The organism is Prevotella sp. oral taxon 475, assembly GCF_018127805.1.
In the GTDB taxonomy this organism is placed as follows: Bacteria; Bacteroidota; Bacteroidia; order Bacteroidales; family Bacteroidaceae; genus Prevotella.
This window is the reverse complement of record NZ_CP072334.1, coordinates 1,335,443-1,357,455: the sequence shown is the minus strand read 5'-3', so window position 1 is coordinate 1,357,455 and position 22,013 is coordinate 1,335,443. Positions and strand designations below refer to the sequence as shown.

Annotated in this window: 16 protein-coding genes; 4 read left to right on the top strand and 12 right to left on the bottom strand. The window is 48.1% G+C overall.

The window, feature by feature from the left end; all coding sequences use genetic code 11:
• Positions 1-7 precede the first annotated feature (7 nt).
• Genes J5A66_RS05310 through J5A66_RS05295 form a run of 4 tightly spaced genes read right to left on the bottom strand, consistent with a single transcriptional unit; the run spans position 8 to position 5,657 of the window.
• Positions 8-802, bottom strand: coding sequence for an alpha-1,2-fucosyltransferase (locus J5A66_RS05310; protein WP_211789646.1), 795 nt, complete (start codon positions 800-802; stop codon positions 8-10).
• Positions 799-1,767, bottom strand: coding sequence for a lysophospholipid acyltransferase family protein (locus tag J5A66_RS05305; RefSeq protein WP_211789645.1), 969 nt, complete (start codon positions 1,765-1,767; stop codon positions 799-801). The genes J5A66_RS05310 and J5A66_RS05305 overlap by 4 nt, the downstream gene beginning before the upstream one ends.
• A complete protein-coding gene (locus tag J5A66_RS05300) occupies positions 1,764-3,785 on the bottom strand; it encodes an LTA synthase family protein (RefSeq protein ID WP_211789644.1) in 2,022 nt (673 codons plus the stop codon). The genes J5A66_RS05305 and J5A66_RS05300 overlap by 4 nt, the downstream gene beginning before the upstream one ends.
• A gap of 27 nt (positions 3,786-3,812) precedes the next feature.
• Entirely contained in the window at positions 3,813-5,657 is a 1,845-nt protein-coding gene (locus tag J5A66_RS05295) for an ABC transporter ATP-binding protein (protein WP_211789643.1), read from the bottom strand.
• Between the two features lie 494 nt (positions 5,658-6,151).
• On the opposite strand from J5A66_RS05295, the gene J5A66_RS05290 reads away from it, so the two are divergent.
• Positions 6,152-6,589: a hypothetical protein gene (locus J5A66_RS05290; RefSeq protein ID WP_211789642.1), complete on the top strand. Its 438-nt coding sequence runs from the start codon at positions 6,152-6,154 to the stop codon at positions 6,587-6,589.
• 177 nt (positions 6,590-6,766) lie between these two features.
• Here the strand turns inward: J5A66_RS05290 and J5A66_RS05285 are convergent, their stop codons facing one another.
• From J5A66_RS05285 to J5A66_RS05275, 3 genes are all read right to left on the bottom strand, one after another.
• On the bottom strand, positions 6,767-8,278 hold the full coding sequence (locus J5A66_RS05285; protein WP_211789641.1) for a glycoside hydrolase family 10 protein: 1,512 nt from the start codon (positions 8,276-8,278) through the stop codon (positions 6,767-6,769).
• A gap of 130 nt (positions 8,279-8,408) precedes the next feature.
• Positions 8,409-10,031 carry an OmpP1/FadL family transporter gene (locus J5A66_RS05280; RefSeq protein ID WP_211789640.1) on the bottom strand — a complete coding sequence of 541 codons (1,623 nt, stop codon included), beginning with the start codon at positions 10,029-10,031 and terminating at the stop codon, positions 8,409-8,411.
• 102 nt (positions 10,032-10,133) lie between these two features.
• A complete protein-coding gene (locus J5A66_RS05275) occupies positions 10,134-11,012 on the bottom strand; it encodes a heterogeneous nuclear ribonucleoprotein A2 (RefSeq protein WP_249109912.1) in 879 nt (292 codons plus the stop codon).
• A 199-nt stretch (positions 11,013-11,211) separates the two neighbouring features.
• On the opposite strand from J5A66_RS05275, the gene prmA reads away from it, so the two are divergent.
• Both prmA and J5A66_RS05265 read left to right on the top strand, forming a co-directional pair.
• Positions 11,212-12,075: a 50S ribosomal protein L11 methyltransferase gene (gene prmA / locus J5A66_RS05270; protein ID WP_211789638.1), complete on the top strand. Its 864-nt coding sequence runs from the start codon at positions 11,212-11,214 to the stop codon at positions 12,073-12,075.
• 457 nt (positions 12,076-12,532) lie between these two features.
• Positions 12,533-13,336 carry a gliding motility protein GldB gene (locus J5A66_RS05265; protein ID WP_249109910.1) on the top strand — a complete coding sequence of 268 codons (804 nt, stop codon included), beginning with the start codon at positions 12,533-12,535 and terminating at the stop codon, positions 13,334-13,336.
• On the opposite strand, the gene J5A66_RS05260 is transcribed toward J5A66_RS05265, so the two are convergent.
• Complete coding sequence (locus J5A66_RS05260) at positions 13,315-14,226, bottom strand: TIGR01212 family radical SAM protein (protein ID WP_211789637.1); 912 nt, start codon at positions 14,224-14,226, stop codon at positions 13,315-13,317. The two genes, J5A66_RS05265 and J5A66_RS05260, sit on opposite strands and share 22 nt — an antisense overlap.
• A gap of 162 nt (positions 14,227-14,388) precedes the next feature.
• Between J5A66_RS05260 and J5A66_RS05255 the strand changes: the two genes are divergently transcribed.
• Entirely contained in the window at positions 14,389-16,599 is a 2,211-nt protein-coding gene (locus J5A66_RS05255) for a S9 family peptidase (protein WP_211789636.1), read from the top strand.
• A gap of 465 nt (positions 16,600-17,064) precedes the next feature.
• Here the strand turns inward: J5A66_RS05255 and J5A66_RS05250 are convergent, their stop codons facing one another.
• From J5A66_RS05250 to fabD, 4 genes are all read right to left on the bottom strand, one after another.
• The gene (locus J5A66_RS05250; RefSeq protein WP_211789635.1) at positions 17,065-17,703 is read right to left on the bottom strand and encodes a DNA-binding response regulator; all 639 of its coding nucleotides are present in this window, start codon (positions 17,701-17,703) and stop codon (positions 17,065-17,067) included.
• A 206-nt stretch (positions 17,704-17,909) separates the two neighbouring features.
• Positions 17,910-18,497 carry a 30S ribosomal protein S16 gene (locus J5A66_RS05245; protein WP_211789634.1) on the bottom strand — a complete coding sequence of 196 codons (588 nt, stop codon included), beginning with the start codon at positions 18,495-18,497 and terminating at the stop codon, positions 17,910-17,912.
• 376 nt (positions 18,498-18,873) lie between these two features.
• On the bottom strand, positions 18,874-21,012 hold the full coding sequence (locus J5A66_RS05240) for an alpha-amylase family glycosyl hydrolase (protein WP_211789633.1): 2,139 nt from the start codon (positions 21,010-21,012) through the stop codon (positions 18,874-18,876).
• A gap of 40 nt (positions 21,013-21,052) precedes the next feature.
• On the bottom strand, positions 21,053-21,937 hold the full coding sequence (gene fabD, locus J5A66_RS05235) for an ACP S-malonyltransferase (protein WP_211789632.1): 885 nt from the start codon (positions 21,935-21,937) through the stop codon (positions 21,053-21,055).
• Positions 21,938-22,013: the final 76 nt, after the last annotated feature.

Below are 22,013 nucleotides of genomic sequence, written 5' to 3'. Positions count from 1 at the left end.
TGTGGAATTAAACGGTGGTGTAGGCGTCTTCGAAACGCATAAACGATTGGGCTGTGAGTCGTTCGTTTTCATCCATTACCCAAAAGAAGGGCACGTGACGATAGAACGAGGCCCAGAGCGAAAAGGTGCTTTTCACACCGATGATATAATCGCACGAGGCCAGCAACTGAAGGTCTTCGATGCCGCTGCCTTGCGAAAGGTAGGTGGCAGGATGGATGGCGCGGAAACTTTCGAGGCAAAGTGTGGGGTCGTTGGTGCAGATGTAGACGCCAACGCTCTGTCCCGGATGCAGGGCAACGAACTCTTGCACAAGTCGATGGTACACTTCGTCGGCGAAAAAGTATTTTCCGCCCTGCCAACGGATGTAATCGCCACGACGAATATGCAGTCCGAGTCGGATATCTGTCTGCGGATGGGCTTCCAACCAACGGTCTACCTTTCGGCAAATGGAGGGTTTTATCTCGAAAAGCTGTCGGATTTCTTCGCGATATTTCAGGAATAGCTCCGGATAACGAATCGTCCATGCTCCGCTGGCAATCAGTCTTGTACTCTGCAATCGAACGTCGGCCTGTGCGATATCTTCGTCTGTAAGACAGGGAATCAGCCGGGTAGCGATGAGCAGTTTGCCAATAAGATAGGTGAGCGGGTTGTGATACCACCGACGACAAAGGGCAAAATAGCGGTATTTATAAGCGAAACGAAGCGAGACTACCTTTACACCCTTTTCTCGCCCGAAGGCATAGAGATGGGCAAATTGCAGAATGTTGTTGCACATCTGTCCGTAACCTTTTACTAAAATCATGGGGTTTGTGTTTGGTGTTTGTCGGCGATGATGGCATCGAGGCTCCTCAAGTCCACACGCCCAGTGGCTTTATTGTAGCGCAGATTGAATTCTTCGCGGGTACGTTTCCATCGGTTGTGGCTCCAAAGATAGAGGCAAGGATCGCGACGAATGGTGCGTTCGAGTTCGCGAAAATAGAGGTCGGTGAGTGCATAATCGGGGTGTTGCTGAGGCTCATCGGTTATTAATCGCATCTCACAGCGGTAATATCCGCGCTTCACTCGAGAGACATCACAATAGAAAACCACTTGGTGGGTGGCTTTCATTACCTTTTCTGTTCCTGTTAATACGGGAGTGTCGTGGTTCAGAAAAGGGAGCCAGTGATGGATATTGTTCCAAAACGGCACTTGATCTGAGATATATCCCATCACGATGGGCTGCCCTTGCTGTTGATACATCACAATACGTCGCAGCGTCTCAGCCATAGGAATGCAAACGGCTCCTTGCCTTTCGCGCACCTCTCGGAAAAGTAAGTCGAAGCATTTGTTCTCCAACGGATGGTAGATTTGTGTGCAAAGTCCTTTACTGTGAAGCCAATAGGGCAGCGAAGTAATCCATTCCCACTGTCCGTAATGTCCGAGATACACGCCACAAGATTGTCCTTGATCCACGTAATGGTCGATGAGTTCTGTCCCGGTAAACACCATACGTTTCATCAATTGTGTCCGAGTCATGGTCATTAGTTTGACGGTTTCTACGAGATAGTCGCAGAACCAGCGGTAGAATCCTTTTTCAATCTGCCGTAATTCCTGCTCGGTTTTCTCGGGAAACGCCTCCCGCAGGTTATTCCAGATCACCCGATGGCGATAACGCAACACGTAACAGACCACAAGATAAAGCCCATCAGCGATGAGATAGAGCAGACGGAAGGGCAGCAACGATAGGAGCTTCCATAAGAAATGAAGAAGAAAAGAGAGAAGATTCATCGACGGAGATTTTGTGACAGCACTGAAAGTATCTTCTCTTTAGGTTGAGGCATCAATCGGTCGTTCACCATTCGATACATATACTGTTGAATGATGGCCTTCACCTCGCGTTCCATTTGCGCTTGTTGTTTCGCCTTTCCTTTGAGGTTATGCTTCATAAGGAGATCGTCTAAGGCGTAGATAGCCTTAGTCTGCTTGCCGTCAAACTGCAATACATAGCCGTATTTCACATATTGATAGATGCCATTAAGATAGTTCACGGCGTAGGTTTCCTCCATCGGTGTGGTCATCAAGTCGCAACCAAAAGAGAGGAAGGGTTTGTCGTATCCCAAGATACTGAGCACCGTTGGCAGAATATCTATCTGTTGAGCAATGCCGTCACGCATGCCAGGTTCTATCTCACCGCTGGGGTCATAGATAATGATGGGTGAGCAAAAGCCACCTATGTCAGTCTGATATTGAGCGTGATCGCTCAGGTTGGTGTGGTCGCTTGTGAGTACAAAGATCGTATTTTTAAACCAAGGTTGCTTGCGTGCACTCGCAAAAAACTTGCCGATAGCCATATCTGTATACCGAATACACTTGTGCATGATCAACCCTTCCTCGGGATACACCTTTTTATATTTGTCGGGAATGACGTATGGTGTGTGCGAAGAAACGGTAAAAACAGCTGTCATGAAGGGCTGTTTCATCTCGCTCATCTTCGCGCAGTAGTATTGCAGGAACGGTTCATCCCAGATTCCCCAATGACCATCGAAGTCGGCATCGCCGCCAAATCGCGGGTCGGAGGCATAGTCTTCACGTCCGTAATACTCTTTAAATCCCGTCTTCTTTGCAAAGGCCAAGAAACCCATGCTGCCTCGATTGGCTCCGTGAAAGAACGCTGTGTGATAGCCTTCCTTGTCTAAGATGCCCGCCATACCTGTGTAAGTATTCATAGATTGGGGGGAAAGCACAAAAGGCTCGATGAACATCGGGATGCCACAAAGCACCGAAGGCATGCCGTCGATGCTTTTGCGTCCGTTGCAATAAGAGTATCGGTAGGTAGCACTTTGTGCTATGAGCTTGTCCACATTGGGTGTATAGCCTTTGTAATGGCCGCCTTCCAGATCTTCGTTCAATGCGCCGATGTATTCTCTGCCAAAACTTTCCACAATCAGTACCACGACATTTTTCTTCTCAGATCCAAACGGAAATGTAAATTGATGTATAGGAGAAAACACCTTTTCAGCCTCCTCCTGCGTCTTGAAATACTCGGGAACGACAAACACACTCTTACCGATGGTGCGGATCAGGGCAAACGGTGTATTCAGCACCAGTGCGCATTCGGTGGGGCGTTCTACGTATTCGTTGGCATTACTAATGGTAATCGGACGAATACCCGAACCCAATCCGCCTCGGCAGGCCCCAACGCCCAAGGGTGTAATGGCAGCCAACAGCAACAGTTGCAACCCACCATAAGCGATCCGTTGCTTAGCCGATACATATTGTGAAGCCTTTGTCTGGGGCGTGACATATAACTTCCACATCAAGAAAATCAGTCCTGCGGCCAACAACACCAAGTACCAATGCTCCAAAAGTTCGCCCCAAAAGACATCGCCCAGGTTGTTCTCGTTCTTAAACTCACTGAAAACGCTCGTCGTTGTCCGTCTAAGCGTGTAAGGGAAGTAAACAGAATCGCTCAAATTGATGATCAACGTAGCGGAATTAACCACCACGAACACCCATTTACATAGCTGATGATACAACCGTGTTTCTTTCAACCACAGCGGGAAAAGCATCATCACGATGTACAACGCATTGGTGTAGGTGATCGCAGAACGGTCGAACATATAGCCGCCGTAGAACAATCGCCAAAGACGCGCAGGCGAAAGAACGGCACAAAAGTAATTATAGTTCTCGAACAAGAACTCGATCCGTGCCACGATATACAAGCCAAAGGCTAGCAGCAGATTGAGGAGCAGAGCCACAAACGGGGCCAACGGACTTTGCAAAATGCCTATAGGACGTTTCTTCATAGGATATACCTTTATGATATAGGTGTGTTATGAGAGCGACTGCATGTCGTTCAGCTTACGATAATAACCATCCACGGCCAAGAGTTCCTCGTGAGTTCCGCGTTCCACGATGCGCCCTTCGTGTATCACGCATATCTCGTCGGCATTCTTGATGGTCGACAATCGATGAGCAATAGCCACGGTGGTACGAGTCTTCATCAGTCGTTCCAGAGCATCTTGCACCAGTCGTTCGCTCTCCGTATCCAAGGCACTCGTTGCTTCATCGAGGATGAGTATAGGGGGATTCTTCAACACGGCGCGAGCAATACTTACACGTTGACGTTGTCCGCCCGAGAGTCTGCCGCCTCTATCGCCAATGTTGGTGTCAAAACCACGTTCTGTTTCCATAATGAAATCATAGGCATTGGCAATGCGTGCCGCCTCTTCCACCTCGTGCTTGGAGGCATTGTCCACACCGAAAGTGATATTGTTGTAGAACGAATCGTTGAACAAGATAGCCTCTTGATTGACGTTGCCGATGAGTTGGCGCAAGTCGTGCACGCCCAAATCTTTCACGTTAATGCCATCAATCAGCACTTCGCCCTCCTGCACATCGTAGTAACGTGGTATCAAGTCCACCAAAGTAGACTTCCCCGAACCGCTTTGTCCCACCAACGCCACGCTTTGTCCCTTCTTAATCGTCAGGTTGATATGGCGCAACACCCATTGTTCGCCATATCTGAACGATACGTTTCTGAATTCAATCTCCCGTTCGAAACTACTGATATGTCGAGGGTTCTCCTTCTCTTTGATGTCTATCTCAGCCTTCAAAATTTTGTCTACGCGTTCCATCGAGGCCAATCCTTTGGGGATATTATAGCCTGCTTTCGAAAACTCTTTCAGCGGATTGATAATAGAATAGAGCATCACGAGATAATAAATAAAGGTGGGACCCTGCATCACCTGACTGTTCAGCACCAAAGTTCCGCCAAACCACAGCACAATAACAATCATCACCGTACCGAGAAACTCGCTCATCGGGTGCGCCATCTGTTGGCGAATGTTCACCCGCATAATATCATTCCGATAAGCACTGTTCACCTTGTCGAACCGTGCATTCATCTTCTCTTCGGCACAAAAGGCCTTGATAATGCGCAGTCCGCCCAGTGTTTCTTCCACCTGGCTCATCGTGTCGCTCCATAAAGCCTGCGCCTTGATGGAGTTTTGTTTCAGCTTTCGCCCCACATACCCCATGAACCAACCGAAGATGGGCACAAAAACGATAGTGAAAAGCGTCAGTTGCCACGACACGATCAGCAACGTGACAAAGTAGGCGATGATGAGAATAGGATTCTTAAACAGCATGTCGAGCGACGACATGATCGAGCCTTCAATCTCCTGTACATCGCCACTCATACGCGCAATGAGGTCGCCCTTACGTTCTTCTGAAAAGAAACCCAGCGAGAGCGAGGTGATTTTCTCATACAATTGATTACGGATGTCGCGCACCACACCCGTTCGGATGGGGATAATCGAGGCCGACGAAAGAAAATAAGCCGCTGTTTTGAGCAAGGTCATAAACGCCAATAGCAGACCTATTACAAGCAGCGTGTTCGTCGGGCCTAAGTTTTCCATCAGTTTATGCACATAGAAGTTGGCGTTGTTTACCACCACGTCTGTCAGATTCTCCACCGAACCGATGCTGCTCCACGGAACAAACACAGCGGCTTTCTCTTTTCCATGCGTTTGAAAAAGAATGTTGAGAATGGGGATAAGCGTTGCAAACGAAAAGATATTCAATATGGCCGAGAGCATGTTGAATAGCACCGACAACGCCAAATATTTTTTATAGGGTGGCACAAAACGGCGCAATACTTTCAAAAATTCCTTCATATGGGGTGCGAAAAAACCTCTATTCTATCTTTAACTTTTGAGTTGTTTTTGCAAAGGTAATGCAAATCGGGCGCACCTACAAAATAATAAACCTATTTTATACGGAGAATCCTGATATGAGAAAGGGTCGGGGCTTCAGTTGCACTCCTCCTTTCGATGCCCAGCATCTTCACTCTCTTTCTGCCCCACTCCACAAAACGGGGCCTCTTCTACTGCAAAATATGCTCTTTTTTTGAGAAGGGATGATGGTGTTAGACTGTAGAAACGTGAGAATTTTTCAAAGAATGAAGTTCTCTCCGTAAAGCAATGAAAATCAAAGCATTACAAATTTCCTTTCAAAAGCTTAGCTTTTGACGTGCAAAAGCTAAGAGATGACACTGTAAAAGCTAAGAAAACACATGCCAAAAGCTAAGATATGGCATTCTTTTACGTCAAGATATCGCCCTTTCTATATTTTTATTATCTTTGCAAAAACATACAGGAGGATTTGCATAATGAAAGCTACAGAACAAACCATTCTTCAAGTTGAAAGGGTCATTAACAAGATTGCCCAGAAATATCCCAAAGGGGATGAGGTGTCGGTGCTCACGGATATTCATATCAGAGTGTCGCAAGACACAGGAGAGATGCTTGCTTTCGACGACGATGAGCAAGAAATCACACGCTGTGTGGTGGAACAATGGATTGACAGTAAAGATGAAAACTTCTATACAAGCGTAGCCCACATCCTGCAAAACTCATTGCGTAAGCTATCCGAGATGGTGGATGGAATGGGCATTTTAAAGCCTTATAGCTTTGTTTTGGAAAATGACGATAAGGACCATGTGGCCGAACTCTATCTCTCCGACGACGACACCATTATTATTGGAGGAGACTTGATGCAAAATCTGGATAAAGATCTGGATGCATGGATGAAAGAAATTCTTTCTTAAAACTCAACTTCCCAAAAATAGAAAAGAGCTAAAAAGTCGACACTTCGTAGTCTGCTGTCATCTCGAGTCTCACTTTTGCGACAAGCATTTCTGCTCATTCGCAGTGACAAATCTCGTACACACAGTTTTTACGCGTGTCTGAACTCCTTAGCCCCTTTCTTGTTTCGGCTTTCGCTATCAGAGCTTCACCTTCTTCTTGGCTTTCTTGCTTTCATTGTTCAGGCGGTCGAGTGCCGTGACCACATAGGTGTATTGCACCTTGCCTTCATCGTAGGGCAACTTCAACCACGTGTTGTTTGTGATGGCAACGATCTTCGAGGCATCGTCGATGTTTATATTCTCACCCTTTACAAAGCGATAAACCACATACTTCTGCACAGAGTCTCCCCACTCTTTTCCCTTGGGTTCTTCCCAAAAGAGGAGATATCCGTCGCTCGTCCACACGGGAGCGAGATGCTTTGGCTTCTTAGGTGCTTTGTCATCGATGAAAGGCATGAGGGGTTGCAAGGCCGGATACTTCCAATAATAGTCTCTTAACGCCGAGCCATAGCTACCCATATTGTCGGCAACGGCTTTGGCATACCACAGCACGGCACCCTTAACGTTGGACAACTGACTGCGTAAGGTAAACTTTGCTCCCATCTGATGAACAGCGGGATTTGTCATATCGGGTGTCTTTACCGTGCGTTCTACGCTCTCGCCGATGAAAAGCGGACGATTGGCCGCAAACTTATTCCACCACAGAGCCAGGGTTTTGTAGTCGGCAGTCTTGTGTCCGATTTCCCAATAAAGCTGCGGCACGCAATAGTCTACCCATCCGTTGTTCACCCAAAGCAACACATCAGCATATAAATCGTCGTAATCTTGCAATCCGCTGGTTGCACTTCCGATGTTGGCATCGCTCTTTTGATTGCGATAAATACCGAATGGCGACACGCCGAACTTCACCCATGGCTTACGTTTTTTGATGGTTTCGCCCAACTGTTTCACAAACACATTCACGTTGTCTCTTCGCCAATCGTTCTTGTTTTTGATGCCATTGCTATACCGCGCAAACTCTTTATCGTCCTGTATGGTCTGTCCTGCCACGGGATAAGGATAGAAATAGTCGTCGATATGAATGCCATCTACATCATATCGGCTCACGATGTCGTCTACCACTTTGCAAATATAATCACGATTTTCGGGTAGTCCGGGATTGAGAATAAACTGACCATTGTAAGCAAAAACACGTTCGGGATGTTGCAAAGCCACATGATTGGTTGCCAAAGCGGTGGTCCCTGCGGTCTTTGCTCGGTAGGGATTGATCCAGGCATGCAGCTCCATTCCACGACGATGACACTCATTCACCATCCAATTCAGCGGGTCCCAGTAAGGCGAGGGCTGCTGACCTTGCACTCCGGTAAGGAACCTACTCCAGGGTTCCAACTTGCTTTCGTATAATGCATCGCACTCTGGGCGCACCTGAAAGATAATCGCATTCACGCCATCTCTTTTCAATTCGTCGAGCTGCGACCCCAAAGTCTGTTGCATTCCCGCAGTGGTCATCCCCGTAAATTGTCCGTTCACCGTTTGAATCCATGCTCCTCGAAACTCACGTTTCCCGAATTTACTTCCAGCCTCTGCCTTTTCAAAACCGAAAACAAAGAAAACGGCCATCAAAACCGCCAACATCAAATGTCTTTTCATACCTATATTATTTATTATCTGCCATCTATAGCATTCCATTTATTTTGCAAAGATACTAAAATATCAATAAAAACGGGACTGCAAGTCTCTCTTGCAGTCCCGTTTTGCTAAACAAACGCACCTTGTTCTCTTAGAATCGATAGCCCACAGTGAACAAAATCTGATGGCGTTTGTTGTGTACCTTTACCGGATTTTCGATGTTATCGCCCTCCAATGCGGTATCTCCCGGCGTTGTAATGTTGCCCGTTGTCAAGGTGTTGAAGGGATGAAAGGTTCCCTTTGTTTGGCTATACTGATAAGCTAAGTCTAAGTTCACCCTACCTAACTTATAACCCAATCCGCCGGTAAACCTGTCTGTGGCATCCCAATTGGTGTAATCGGTAGATGTAGTAAGGGCATGTCCGGGCGAAGCAATATAAGAACCATCAACTATATTCTTCATTCCTGCCTGCTGATACATAGGAGAAACATAGTTGTAGCCTACGCGTAGAGCCAATTCGGGCAGAGGTTTCAGTTCTACACCTGCCTTGAATGTAGAAACGCCTTTTAACACACTCTCGATATTTTTCTTCATTTGCGCATCCCGACTGCTCACTTCATAGAACGACCAACCATCATAATCGTAGCCATCATTGATGCGAATGTCATTGCTACTGTAGTCGGCATATTCGTATGAAGCACCTAAAGCCAAGGTCTTCCCTATCGTATGACCCACGCTCAACTCAAATTTCCACGGCGTGTTAAACTTGAAATCGTAATCTTTCAGCGTATTTTTGGCTGATCCGCTGTTGTAATGTGACGATGGATCCATCTGATAACTCAACAGAATAGAGCCTTTTGTACTCAGGTCATACCAAGTAGGCGTAGCGATTGACAGCCCCAATCGGAAGGGAGAACTCTCTACCGGACGGAAGATAACGCCCGCTTTGAGGTCGAATCCTGTTCCGGTGATGGTCTTTTCGCTGACAAGACCCAGCGAGTTAAGTCCATCAACGTTGGTCACCATGTGCTCGGTGTACTCGCTATAACTGCGATAATGCACATCTTTCAACCCGAAGGTGAGTCCCAAATAAACCCTATCATTAATATTTCCGCTAACGTTGAAGTCGTAATGACCGATATATCCCGAGTTGTAACGATTGAAGATATAGTCGGATGCAGGATAATAGACGTTCACTTTATTACCCGATCCATCGGTAGACTCCACTACTTTCCGCATATAAAGGTCGTCAAGATAGCTGTAAGTCTGGTCGCTGGTCTTGGTAAAGACACCGTTTACTACCTTTTGATAAACCGATTTATTTTGCGAGGAGAGGTAAGTTGACTTTCCCCCCACGGTATAAGGCGAGAATCGATCGGCTGCATTGAGAATCTGATGAAAGTCTCTTCCCTTGTGATAGTTGAACGCCACGTTCAAGAAAGACCTTCCATCACTGCGCATCGAATAGACAAAGCCTATCTGGTCGAAGCTGGCATGGGTTTTATTTCCAAGACTAAAGCCTTTCACATCTGCCTGAGAGACCACTCCGAAAGAAGTGCTCACGGTCGAACCTCTGAACAAACCAATGCCTGCCGGGTTGGTTCCAATCGTAGAAAGGTCTGCTCCGAGTGCATCCATAGCACCGCCCATGCCCACATAACGAGCCGTTCCGTTGAGGTTCTCCTGTGCCAATGGTGCGTTTTCGTAGGTTTCTTGTGCCATCGCCGAACTGGCAACCAAGGCCAAGGCCATGATATAATACTGATATTTCATAACTTCCAATTTTTAATATTCCTGTTGATTCTTCATCGATATACTATTTTTTCTTCAGCAGGAATCGCCTAAAAGCATTCTTGCTGCTTTGAATAGAGGAGATTATCTGCGACCTCCGAATTTGAAATCGCCACCGCCACCGCCGGCATTACCTCCTCCAGAGAATCCGCCGCCACCGCCAACGGCCCGCGAACCGCCTGCACTTTGTCCGAAGCCACCTCCGTTTCCGAAGTCGGGTGTGTAGCTGCGTGTGGGCTGATTGCTATTGGAACGGTATCCGCCAAATCGATTATCGTCGGGATAGGGATAGGAATCGCGCACCGACCGGTTGCTTCTTGTGCTCCGCACGGCCCTTGAACCGGCAGCTGCACGGTCGAACCGTCGATAATCGCCCGTTTGCGAGGCTACGCTTGTTGGTCGATAGGTGCGACGAACGACAGGTGCCGCATATCCATAAGTATAACCATAGTAAGGATAATCATAATAAGGACTACGCCATCCGTAGCCGTAATAAGGGTCGTACCAGCCCCTATACCAAGGCGAATAATAGCCATGCCAATACGAAGCATAGCCTCCGTACCAGGGATCATAGAAATCCCAGTCCCAACGCGAATAGTAATAAGGAACATAACCGTAATATCCGAAGAACCAAGGATCGTAAAAACGACTCACTCTGCGAGAGTAATAAAACTCATCGTCATCATCGAAAGATCTTCGTCTATGCTTCTTTCCCACTTCGCCTACATACGAAGAGTCGGGGTAGATGTAACTTCCGTCTTCCTCCAAGACGACATTTCCAAGCGAGTCTCGCCCTATTTTTTGGTACGAACTGCCCATTTTTCCTCTACGATTATATTCGTCTACATTTCTGTTCGAACCCGAATAATAAATCTCATCCCTGCGATGATGATCCTCTTCATCTGCTATGTTTGTCCGATTTGCCTTCTTTGGCGTAAAATAGACGTCATCATTCTGTGCCATAGCCGTAAATGGCAGAATCCCAATAAGAATTGAGAGAAGACCTGTTTTTTTCATAATCAATACTCCTTTCTTCCTAAATGTCAATTGTTGTGTTGCAAATTTACAGTCGAACCGTATGCAAATGTAAGGATTTTCCCTAAGTAGGGATAGGTTTTTCCCTATTTTATATAATTTTGCCGCTACATTTAACAAGCATCAAATGGACTATTATAAAGCTATATTTACCCTCTCTTGCAGGGAGGAAGACCGACAGACGGCATCCGATCTGCTGATCGATCTTGCCGGAGAAGCCGGCTTCGAGGCCTTTGAAGAAACAAACGGACAGGTGGTGGGCTATGTTCAGCCGCATCTTTTCTGCCAAAACCTGCTCGACGAGCAATTGAGTCACTTTCCCCTACCCCACGTTTCAATTTCATATACCCTTTCCTCGGCCGAAAACAAAAACTGGAATGCCCTGTGGGAAGAAGCAGGATTTGCCCCTATCGTTATTCAAAATGAATGCGTGGTTTACGACGCACGCCACACGCACAAAGAGCAGCTGCCTGCCGACCTCTCTTTGAAGATAGGCATAGAGACGCGGCAAGCCTTTGGAACGGGGACACATCAAACCACCCAATTGGTAATTTCGCAACTCCTTCGTCTTGATATCAACGGAAAGGCTGTGCTCGACTGCGGTTGCGGAACCGGAATCTTAGGCATCGTTGCCGCCAAAATGGGAGCAAGAAACGTCATGGCTTACGACATCGACGAATGGAGTGTGGAGAATACTCGACATAATGCCGAGTTGAATAAAGTTGAAAATCTCTCTGTTTATCAAGGTGATGCAACGATTCTCTCCACGTTAACTACACGTTTCGATTTGGTCTTAGCCAATATCAATCGTAACATTCTGCTCGCCGATATGTCGCATTTCAAAGCAGCCATGCGCCCTGGTGCACGGCTTATCCTAAGCGGTTTTTATGAAGAAGATCTGCCTTTGCTGTTGGAAGAGGCCGAGAAATGGCAACTGACAGAGGTGCATCGCAGCGAGCAAGACCGTTGGGCATGTTTGGTTTTGCAATAAGACGTTTTTGCCTCTACAACATTTTTATCAGTCAAAAAAGGTAGAAGTCAAAGTCCATTTCAAGAGGTGGATCTCCAAAAGCTTAGCAAATGGCATGCAAAAGCTTAGGAAATGCTGTGCAAAAGATAAGAAAACGCGGTGCAAAAGCTAAGCTTTCGCACTGATAGATTGCAACTTATTGATATTCAATCGGTTGCAAAGCATCATTACAAAAATAAAAATGCCTTTTGAAATTCCAAGAAAAGGGAGCACAACCGGTAGTATGGTTGCATCGATCAGCATGAGTTCTCTCATCCTATTGCCTTACTGTCAGCACTGAGTCTGTCAAAAGGTTAACAAAAAATAGTAATGAAACCGATTCCTAATATTTATATTTGCGTTTTTTAGCAATAAGTCTTGTTTAATAAGAAAACTTTTATTAATTTCGCAGCGACTAAGAGAATAGATCATCATCAGCGTGAGTGTAAAATCTGTTTTTATAGGGCTTCTGACACTGTTGTTCGTGAGTTGCGAACTGAAAGTGTGGCGAAACGCCGACGGCGACCATGACGACTGCGTGAGAGTGGAACGTTATGACCGCCTGGAAAGCCGTTATCTCAGCACCGGAGACTATTCGGCCCTGCAACAGATGAACACCGATTATCCCATCGAAACAAGAACACTGATAGAGAAAGTTCTACAGTTGGGGTCTGTAGAAGACTTTGAAATACATAAAAAGTTCTTCCATTACTTTCAAGATTCTACCCTACAGCAACTAATTGCAGACATCGGAGTGAAATATATGAGCCTGAAAGAACAGGATGAGGAGCTGTGTAAGGCGTTCCATCAACTGAGAACGTGGCTGCCAGGCTTGCCTGTGCCCAGGGTTTACGCGCAAATAGGCTCGTTGGATCAGAGCATTATCGTGGGCGATAGCACCATCGGCATATCGCTGGATAAGTATATGGGGGAAGATTATCCTTTGTATAAAAAGTATTATACAAAGGAACAGATGAAATCGATGGGTCGTGAGTTTATTGTTCCGGATGCATTAAGCTTTTATTTGCTGAGTCGCTATCCGCTGAACCGCTATGAGACGCGCTCGCAAACAGAGCGAGACCTGCACATGGCCAAACTGATGTGGGTGGTGAACAAGGCGATGGGACGAACGTTTTTTGACTCACCTTATATGATATATGTAACAAAATACATGTGTTCGCACCCCAAAGTGTCGGTAAAAGAATTGATTGAGAGCGACAATTATCGCGCCATGCTTCCTTGAACGATCTTCTCGTGCTGCATTTTTTGCACAAGAAGATGAGTGAATTCATAGTTTTTCAGTCCCCATTTGGGGGCAATGAGCATTCCGTCGGGCGACTGACTGACAAACCGTTCCAAAACAATGTCTTTGCGAAGATGCTGAATATATCGGCAAATAATATCGATATACTCCTCAGCGGTATATAGGTGAAAGGGAGCCTTTTGGTATTCTTTGGCCAAAAGAGTGCCCCGAATGATTTGCATTTGATGAATTTTGAGGATGTCGATGGGTAGAGACGAGAGGATGGGAGCTTGCCGGAGACTCTCGGCTGCGTCTTCTCCGGGAAGCCCGATGATGATATGTGCACCGGTGAGAATACCCCGTGCGTGGGTGCGCTCGATGGTTTCACGACTGCATTCAAACGTATGTCCGCGACAAACTCTTTCCAACGTGGCGTTATTGGCACTCTCCACACCGTATTCCACGATGAGGAATGTGTGGCGACGAAGCTGTTCGAGATAATCGAGCAGCGAGGTTGGCATGCAGTCGGGACGAGTGCCGATGACGAGTCCGACGACATCTTCAACGGCCAATGCTTCTTCGTACATGGCCTTGAGCCGGTCGATAGAGGCATAGGTATTGGTATAAGCCTGAAAATAAGCCAAGAATTTCATCTCGGGATATTTACGAGCAAAAAAGCGTTTGCCGGCTTCGAGTTGTTCGGTTATCGTGCGTTCGTGGCCACAATAGGCTGGATTGAAGCTCCGATTGTTGCAATAGGTGCAGCCGCCGATGCCCGTTGCGCCGTCTCTTGTAGGGCAAGTGAAGCCCGCATCGATGGAAATCTTCTGCACTTTGTAAGGAAACTGTTGTCGCATCCAACTTCCGAAGTCGTTGTAGGGGTATTTCATTTGTAGGATTTTTGGGGATGATGTGGGCAGAATTTCTAAGAATCTCTATCGCAGACGTTAAGCTTTGGCGCGTGGAATCTTTGATTCGAGGCCCTAAGATCGGGTTGCAAAAGTACGGATTTTTACTTACCTTTGCCTGCAATATGACTAAAAACGTTAGAAATGAGAAAGCTATTATGGTTTTGTTGGGCTTTGTGCCTGTCATCGTTGACGGCGATGGCGGCAGATAGATTGGACCTAAAGGGAGTGACTGACGGCAGTTTCTCCCCCTCGTACCTCAGCGGTATCACTCCCATTGAGGGTACAGAACTCTACGCACGAATCAGCGACGATGGCAAACGCATCGTTCGTTACTCGTTCAAAACGGGAAAAGAGGTGGACGTGATGTTCGACGTGGACAACACACAGGGCGAAAAAATTGCCTCGTTCGATGGGTATATCCTCTCGCCCGATGGTACACGAATGCTCATCCGCACAAAGACAGAGAAGATTTATCGCCGTTCTTACAAAGCGGTGTATTACATCTATACAATTGCTTCACGCAAGTTGCAGCCTCTGTCGGACGGCGGTCCGCAGCAAGTTCCTACCTGGTCGGCCGACGGACGGCAGGTGGCTTTCGTGCGAGACAATAATATCTTTCTCGTCAAACTGCTTTACGACAATGCCGAAAGCCAGGTGACGAAAGACGGACGACCCAATGAGATCATCAATGGACTGCCCGACTGGGTAAACGAAGAGGAGTTTGCCTTTAACAGTGCTTTGGTTTTCAATGCCGACGGAACGATGCTCTGTTGGGTGCGTTACGACGAATCGCGCGTGAAAACCTACTCGCTGCAAATGTTTCGGGGACAGAAACCCGAACTGGAAGCCAACGCACTCTATCCCGGTTCCTACTCGTACAAATATCCGAAGGCAGGCCAGGAGAATGCAATACCATCGGTGTGGAGCTTCGACATCAAATCGCGCCAGACGCGAAAACTGAATGTCCCCCTCCCCGCAGAGGGCTATATCCCGCGTATCAAGTCTACCGCCGATGCTGATAAAATCGTGGTTTACACGATGAATCGCCATCAAGACGAGTTGGGAATCTACACCGTCAATCCGCGCAGCACCGTAGCACAGCTCTTAGTAAAAGAGAAAGCTGACCGATATATCAAGGACGAGGTGGTGGAAGGTGTGACCATCTATCGCAACGCTATTCTCGTTCCGAGCGACCGCGATGGCTTTATGCGACTCTATCTCTACGACCTCACTGGCCGATTGCTCCGGACCATCGGCGAGGGCAACTGCGATATAACGCAAGTTTACGGATATGATGAGCAAACGGGTGATGTCTTCTACCAAGCCGCGGCTCCCACTCCGCGCGACCGACAGGTGTTCGTCTCCCGCAAAACCGGAAAAACCGAGTTGCTCACCACCCAGACGGGATGGAATAAAGCTCTCTTTTCGGCCGACTTGAAATACTTTATCAATACCTGGAGCGACTGCCGAACGCCCTACGTCTTCACCCTGCGCGACAGTAGAGGCCGAACGCTTGCCACGTTACTTGACAACGCTCGCCTGCAAAAGAAATACGAGGAGCATGCCTTACCCTCGCCCGAATTCTTCTCTTTCACCACACCCGATGGTGTGAAACTCGATGGATGGATGGTGAAGCCCGCACAGTTCGACCCATCGAAGAAATATCCCGTCATCCTCTTTCAGTACAGCGGACCGGGCAGTCAGCAGGTGGTCAATTCTTGGGCGATAGGTTCAATGGGCCAAGGGGCTCTCTTCGATCGCTATTTGGCACAAGAAGGTTTTATTGTGGCTTGTGTAGACGGACGCGGAACCGGGGCACGCGGAGCCGAATTCGAGAAGTCGGTCTATCTGCGATTGGGTCAGCTCGAATCGAAAGATCAAGTCTCTGCCGCCCGTTATTTTGCTTCGCTGCCCTATGTTGACGCTCGCCGCATCGGCATTTGGGGGTGGAGTTTCGGCGGATTCAATACCCTGATGAGTATGAGTACGGGCGATGGCGTCTTCCGCGCCGGTGTAGCAGTGGCTCCACCTACATCGTTCCGCTTCTACGACACGATTTACACCGAGCGTTACATGCGCACCCCCAACGAGAACGCCCATGGTTATGACGATAATCCCATCTCGCGCGCCGACCGTTTACAGGGTGCTCTACTTCTCTGCCACGGACTGGCAGACGATAACGTTCATCCTCAGAATGCCTTTGAATACAGCGAATCGCTCGTGCAGGCTGACAAAGATTTCCGTCAACTCTTTTACACCAACCGCAACCATAGCATCTATGGTGGCAACACGCGCCATCATCTCTTGCAGCAGATTACTCGCTTCTTTCAACACGAACTGCAAGAAAAATAATCTCTTCTTCTATCAATATAGATCTAAACGAGGATATGCCGAATGCGGTGTATCTTCGTTTTTCTTGATGTAGGAACTTTCCAAGTAGTCGGAAGCTTTGTTTTTCTCATTTTAAGCTTTCCGAGTAGAGTAGTCGGAAGCTTTGTTTTTCTCATTTTTGAGCTTTCGTAGAGGTACGAAACTTGATTCTATTCCTCAAAAAAACGATTCCGACTGCAAAAACTGCAGCCGGAATCTCTACTTACATAAAGAACCTTGTAAAGTATTACCTTGAATATATCTTTTTGCCAAGCGAGCTTCTACCGCTTGTCTCTCTTTATGTATGCTCTCTTTTTCCTCTTTTGGTGTTGCAAAGGTACGACAAGAGGATCGTCAATCTCGTTGCTTGACGTAAAAAACTACTCAGAAGAAGAAGCAACCGATTGCACAAACATGAGGAGTTTTTCCTCATAGCGCAAGAAAGAATTAGATATAATACTCGGCCGAATCGACGAGTCCGGCACGTAAAGCATACTTCGTGGCCTCGTGCACATTGTTGACGGTAAGCTTTCGAAAGATATTTTTCCGGTGCGTGTTGACCGTGTGAAAGCTGGAAAAACGCTTCTCGGCAATCTCTTTTGTCGTCATCCCCAGGGCAATGTCTTTGAGAATTTCGACTTCGGTCTTGGTGAGCGGAACGAACTCGACGGGCGAGATAGGCGAGAGGAGCAGTTCGGCAATTCGCCGACCGATGTAACGCTCATGCACAAGCAGACAGCGGATGGCTTCGCGAATCTCTGTCAGAGAGGCATCTTTGAGCAGAACACCAAAACGATGACTGCTGCCCAGAAGTCTTTTTAGAAAATCGGCACTGAGGTCGTCGCTGAAAAGCAGCCACTGCACTTGTGGGAATCTCTGAGCGAGAATAAGAAGTTCGTCAACATCATTGAGGTCGAACAGGGTGTAGTCGAGAATGACTACCGATTGGGGTTCACTCTGCAAAGCCTCTATCAAGCTGGTCTTGTCGGCGGTTTGTTTCCACTCTACATCCGACCACTCACGACCGATATATATCAATCCTGCTTGCGTAATGGCTTGGTTGTCTGCCAAAATGATTTTCTCCATGATGAATCCGTCTTTATCTGCATTTGTGTTGTCTGCAAAGGTACGGTTTTGGACTTAGAAAGAATCCTCTGTTACCCCTAAAAGCTGGATGCCTCGAAAACAAATTCTCCTCAAAGATGAGACCGCAAAAGATGAATGCATGAAAAAAGGATGTGCCCAGTCGAAACGGACACATCCCTTGTATCATAAGGAAAACCCTAAGGCTTTTAAGCCTCTGCGGGAGCTTCTGCTGGAGCTTCCGTTGCGGGAGCCTCGGTCTCAGCAGCGGCCTCTGTGTTTTCTGCAGCAGCCTCGGCAGCCTTTTCAGCTTCGGCTTCAGCCTTTGCTGCGGCCTCGGCAGCTTTCTTCTCTGCGTTCTTCTTTGCGATGGCGGCATTGATGCTCTTTTCCTCTTCCAGTCTTTTAGCAGCGAGATCTTTCTTGGCTTTTGCCTCGTTCTCACGCACGGCATCGGTACCTTTTTGACGGTCGGCTTTCCATTCTTGGAACTTCTTCACGGCCGTTGCGTCGTCAAAAGCACCTTTCTTCACACCTCCGCGAAGATGTTTCATCAAATAGACACCTTCGTGCTGAAGAATGTTGCGTACGGTGTCAGTGGGTTGCGCTCCGCATTCCACCCAGTAGAGTGCTCGCTCGAAATTCAAATCTACAGTAGCCGGATTGGTGTTGGGGTTGTACGTACCAATCTTCTCAGTAAATTTACCATCACGTGGTGCTCTTGCGTCGGCGATGACGATGCCGTAGAAAGCATATCCTTTACGACCGCCGCGCTGTAATCTGATTTTTGTTGCCATTTTGCAATTAAATTTTAATTTGAGGTTTGAATTTTATGCTGTCATCTCGTGGCAGCGGGTGCAAAAGTACTCATTTTTTGTCGATACGGGATGAGTAGCTCTTTGGGGGCTCTTTTTATTAAAAATTATTAACGATATTCCAAGTCTTTGCCGCAGGCGAGAGCTTTTCCTCGTTCTGGAGGCATCCCAAGATTGGGAACCTTTGTTTCTCCCATTTTTAAGCTTTCCCAAAGTTGGGAAGGCTTGTTTCTCCTCTTTTGGAGCTTTCCCAGAGTTGGGATGTCTTGTTTCCCTCATTTTTAGGCTTTCCCAAAGTTGGGAAGGCTTGTTTTTATCTTTTTGAAGCTTTCCCAAAGTTGGGAGCCACTCTGACACTCTAAACAATTTTAAAACGGATGCGGAAAGAGCGAGCCGTTTCATCCCAAGTGGTGCCCAGGACGACGAATCGACCTATCTGACCCGTTGAGCGGACGTGCTTGCCAACGCAGGGACAGAGGTCGAAGTGCCCGATGCGAACGAGACGGATAACGCTGGAATAGTCGTCGGGCAGACGGGAGAGGTCGATACCTTCGGGCAGGTTGTATCGATCAACCAGCTCGTAGGTCACAGGCAAGTCCTCTTCAATCAGTTCATTCATCCGCCGTTCCACCTCTCTTTCTTCCTGCCGTGTGGGTTTGCGTTCGAGGGTATAGCTGATTTTGCTCTTCTTACGCTCGATATGTGCATCGGTGGACCGCTCACAGCCAAACATTCTTATCATCACCTGATTGAGGAGATGTTCGGCCGTGTGTGCGGGCGGAAATTCGTTTTTATTGTGCGTGCATAGGGGACGGTCGATTTCTTTCATCTTTGTACTGAACTTATATATTCTACCATGATGTGGGGCGACTGAAAGAGGCAGCCTACCGTCGCGGGTGAGTACAAAGACGGTGGTCTCGCCTGTGAGCAGATCTACCGCAGCAACGTTTCGTTCGGGTATTTGCAGGAAGTTGAAGGCGTGTGCAGGGATATTTATTTCGAGGGAAGAGGCCTCGGCAGAGAAGTTAGCCACGACGAGCAACACTTCATCTTCATGTTTGCGCAGGAAGGCGAAGTGACGGTGGGAATTGAAGACGATGGATTGTGGATTGGCGTACATCAGGTCGAAGAACTGTCCCTGCGTGATGGCTTTCTCGCCCTGGGCGATGTGCAAGATGGCGCGATAGAGGGAACGGAGTTGAAGCTCGGGGGCGGTGAGGGCGTCGGGAGCAAAGTAGCCGCGGCGGAGTGTGTCCAGCATCCAATAGTCGAAGATGGTGGTGCGACCGTCTCTGCCGCTGAATCCTTCGCAGTCCATACCGCGTTCTCCCAATTCCTGTCCGGCATAAATGAGTAGCGGATTGGACTGCATGAGGGCTGAGACAAGCAGGGCAGGAATGGCTTTGAAGGCATCGCCGCAGAAGAAATCGCTGGCAATGCGCTGCTCATCGTGGTTCTCGAGGAAGTAGAGCATCTGGTGATTGATGTCGTCGAGCGACTGCCAACGGTGGGTGATACTCGTGGCGGAGCTCTCGCTACAAAGAATGCTGCGTAGGGTGTCGTACATGCCCACCTTGTCGTAAAGGTAGTCGAAACCGGCCTGAAGGTAGTTGCGGTATTGTGCGGGATTATAAACCTCGCCGATGAAGACGAGTTCAGAGTACTGTTCCTTGAGTATCCGCACGACGTAGGTCCAGAATTCTGGCGGAACCATTTCTACCATGTCGCAACGGAAACCGTCGATACCCATTCCGGCCCAGAAGAGCAGTATGCGGGTCATTTTCTCCCAAGTGTCAGGCCTGGGATAAAAGTGAGTACTACGTCCGCCGGCGTCGCAATAATCGATACCGTAGTTGAGCTTGACAGTCTCGTACCAGTCGTTCACGCCGGGGTGACTGTAGAAGCGGTCGTTACCCGTAGCTTTAGCGGGCTGTTCGTGGTAGGTACGTCCGTCTTCGCCGGTGAGGCAGACGGAGGGCTGGAAGGATTCGCCCCAGCAATAATAGAAGTTGTTGGCTGTAGAGAAGTGCAGACGAGTGTCGTCGTTTTCGCCAAGGTCGGCCACACCTTTGGGTCTTTTGATGGAATGATATTCACGCGCCACGTGATTGGGCACGAAGTCGATGATCACCTTCATCCCGGCTTGATGGGTTCGATCGATAAGTTCCTGCCATTCCTGCATCCGACGGTCGACATTGACGGCGAGGTCGGGATCGACATCGTAATAGTCGGTGATGGCATAGGGCGACCCTGCCCTACCCTTTACGATGGCACTATGCTGGCGGGGGATGCCAAAACGGGTATAATCGGTTTGGGTGGCATGTCGGATGATGCCGGTATACCACACGTGGGTGATGCCGAGTTGGCGGATTCGTTGAAGTACTGTCTCGTCGAAGTCGTTGAACTTGCCGCAACCGTTTTCGGCAATCGTTCCTCCCTCTTTGCAGGTGGAGTTGCGATTGCCGAAAATGCGGGGTAGAACTTGGTAAATAATCATCTTCTTACTTACTCTTTTACCTCCTTATTCCTTTTCTCTCTTAGATGCCATGTGCGACCACGTTTTTGTCGATTCGCCCAATCATACCTTGTAGAGCCTTTCCTGGACCGCACTCGGTGAAGTCGTCAGCACCGTCGGCAATCATGTTCTGCACACACGACGTCCAGCGAACCGAACTAGTAAGTTGTGCAATGAGGTTTGCCTTGATTTCCTCGGCCTGGGTGTGTGCCTTTCCGTCTACGTTTTGATAGATGGCGCATCGGGGAGTAGCAAATGTGGTGGCTTCGATGGCAGCTTGCAATTCGTCTTTGGCCGGCTGCATGAGCGGAGAGTGGAACGCACCACCCACTTTTAGCGGAAGGGCTCGTTTAGCTCCTGCAGCTTTCAACTGCTGACAGGCCTGGTCAATGGCTTCTTCGCTACCCGAGATGACGAGCTGACCGGGGCAATTGTAGTTGGCAGCTACCACCACGCATCCGGATTGGCTCACTTTCTGGCAGACTTCTTCCACCACGGCATCCTCTAGACCCACGATGGCGGCCATCGTGCCCGGGGCCTGTTCGCAGGCCTTCTGCATAGCCATCGCACGGGCATAGACCAGACGTAGACCGTCTTCAAAACTCAGCGCACCGGCTGCCACTAAGGCGGAAAACTCGCCCAGTGAATGTCCTGCCACCATATCGGGTTTGAACGCCTGACCCAGACACAAGGCCGAGATGACGCTATGTAGGAAGACGGCAGGCTGGGTGATTTTAGTTTCCCGGAGCTGTTCGTCGGTTCCGTCGAACATGATGTTCGTGATGCTATAGCCCAAAATGTCGTTGGCTTTATCGAAAAGTTCTTTTGCCAGGGGATAATTCTCATACAGATCTTTTCCCATACCTACAAACTGTGCCCCTTGTCCGGGGAATACGTATGCTTTCATATCTTTCCTTTTTTATATGTGATAATTGTTTTTTGCGCTACAAAATTAAGCAAAAATGTTGAAACGCAAGACGACG

Coding starts and splice junctions, on each gene's coding strand:
- J5A66_RS05310 (WP_211789646.1), bottom strand. CDS start 802: ATGATTTTAGTAAAAGGTTACGGACAGATGTGCAACAACATTCTGCAA.
- J5A66_RS05305 (WP_211789645.1), bottom strand. CDS start 1,767: ATGAATCTTCTCTCTTTTCTTCTTCATTTCTTATGGAAGCTCCTATCG.
- J5A66_RS05300 (WP_211789644.1), bottom strand. CDS start 3,785: ATGAAGAAACGTCCTATAGGCATTTTGCAAAGTCCGTTGGCCCCGTTT.
- J5A66_RS05295 (WP_211789643.1), bottom strand. CDS start 5,657: ATGAAGGAATTTTTGAAAGTATTGCGCCGTTTTGTGCCACCCTATAAA.
- J5A66_RS05290 (WP_211789642.1), top strand. CDS start 6,152: ATGAAAGCTACAGAACAAACCATTCTTCAAGTTGAAAGGGTCATTAAC.
- J5A66_RS05285 (WP_211789641.1), bottom strand. CDS start 8,278: ATGAAAAGACATTTGATGTTGGCGGTTTTGATGGCCGTTTTCTTTGTT.
- J5A66_RS05280 (WP_211789640.1), bottom strand. CDS start 10,031: ATGAAATATCAGTATTATATCATGGCCTTGGCCTTGGTTGCCAGTTCG.
- J5A66_RS05275 (WP_249109912.1), bottom strand. CDS start 11,012: ATGGCACAGAATGATGACGTCTATTTTACGCCAAAGAAGGCAAATCGG.
- prmA (WP_211789638.1), top strand. CDS start 11,212: ATGGACTATTATAAAGCTATATTTACCCTCTCTTGCAGGGAGGAAGAC.
- J5A66_RS05260 (WP_211789637.1), bottom strand. CDS start 14,226: ATGAAATACCCCTACAACGACTTCGGAAGTTGGATGCGACAACAGTTT.
- J5A66_RS05255 (WP_211789636.1), top strand. CDS start 14,389: ATGAGAAAGCTATTATGGTTTTGTTGGGCTTTGTGCCTGTCATCGTTG.
- J5A66_RS05250 (WP_211789635.1), bottom strand. CDS start 17,703: ATGGAGAAAATCATTTTGGCAGACAACCAAGCCATTACGCAAGCAGGA.
- J5A66_RS05245 (WP_211789634.1), bottom strand. CDS start 18,497: ATGGCAACAAAAATCAGATTACAGCGCGGCGGTCGTAAAGGATATGCT.
- J5A66_RS05240 (WP_211789633.1), bottom strand. CDS start 21,012: ATGATTATTTACCAAGTTCTACCCCGCATTTTCGGCAATCGCAACTCC.
- fabD (WP_211789632.1), bottom strand. CDS start 21,937: ATGAAAGCATACGTATTCCCCGGACAAGGGGCACAGTTTGTAGGTATG.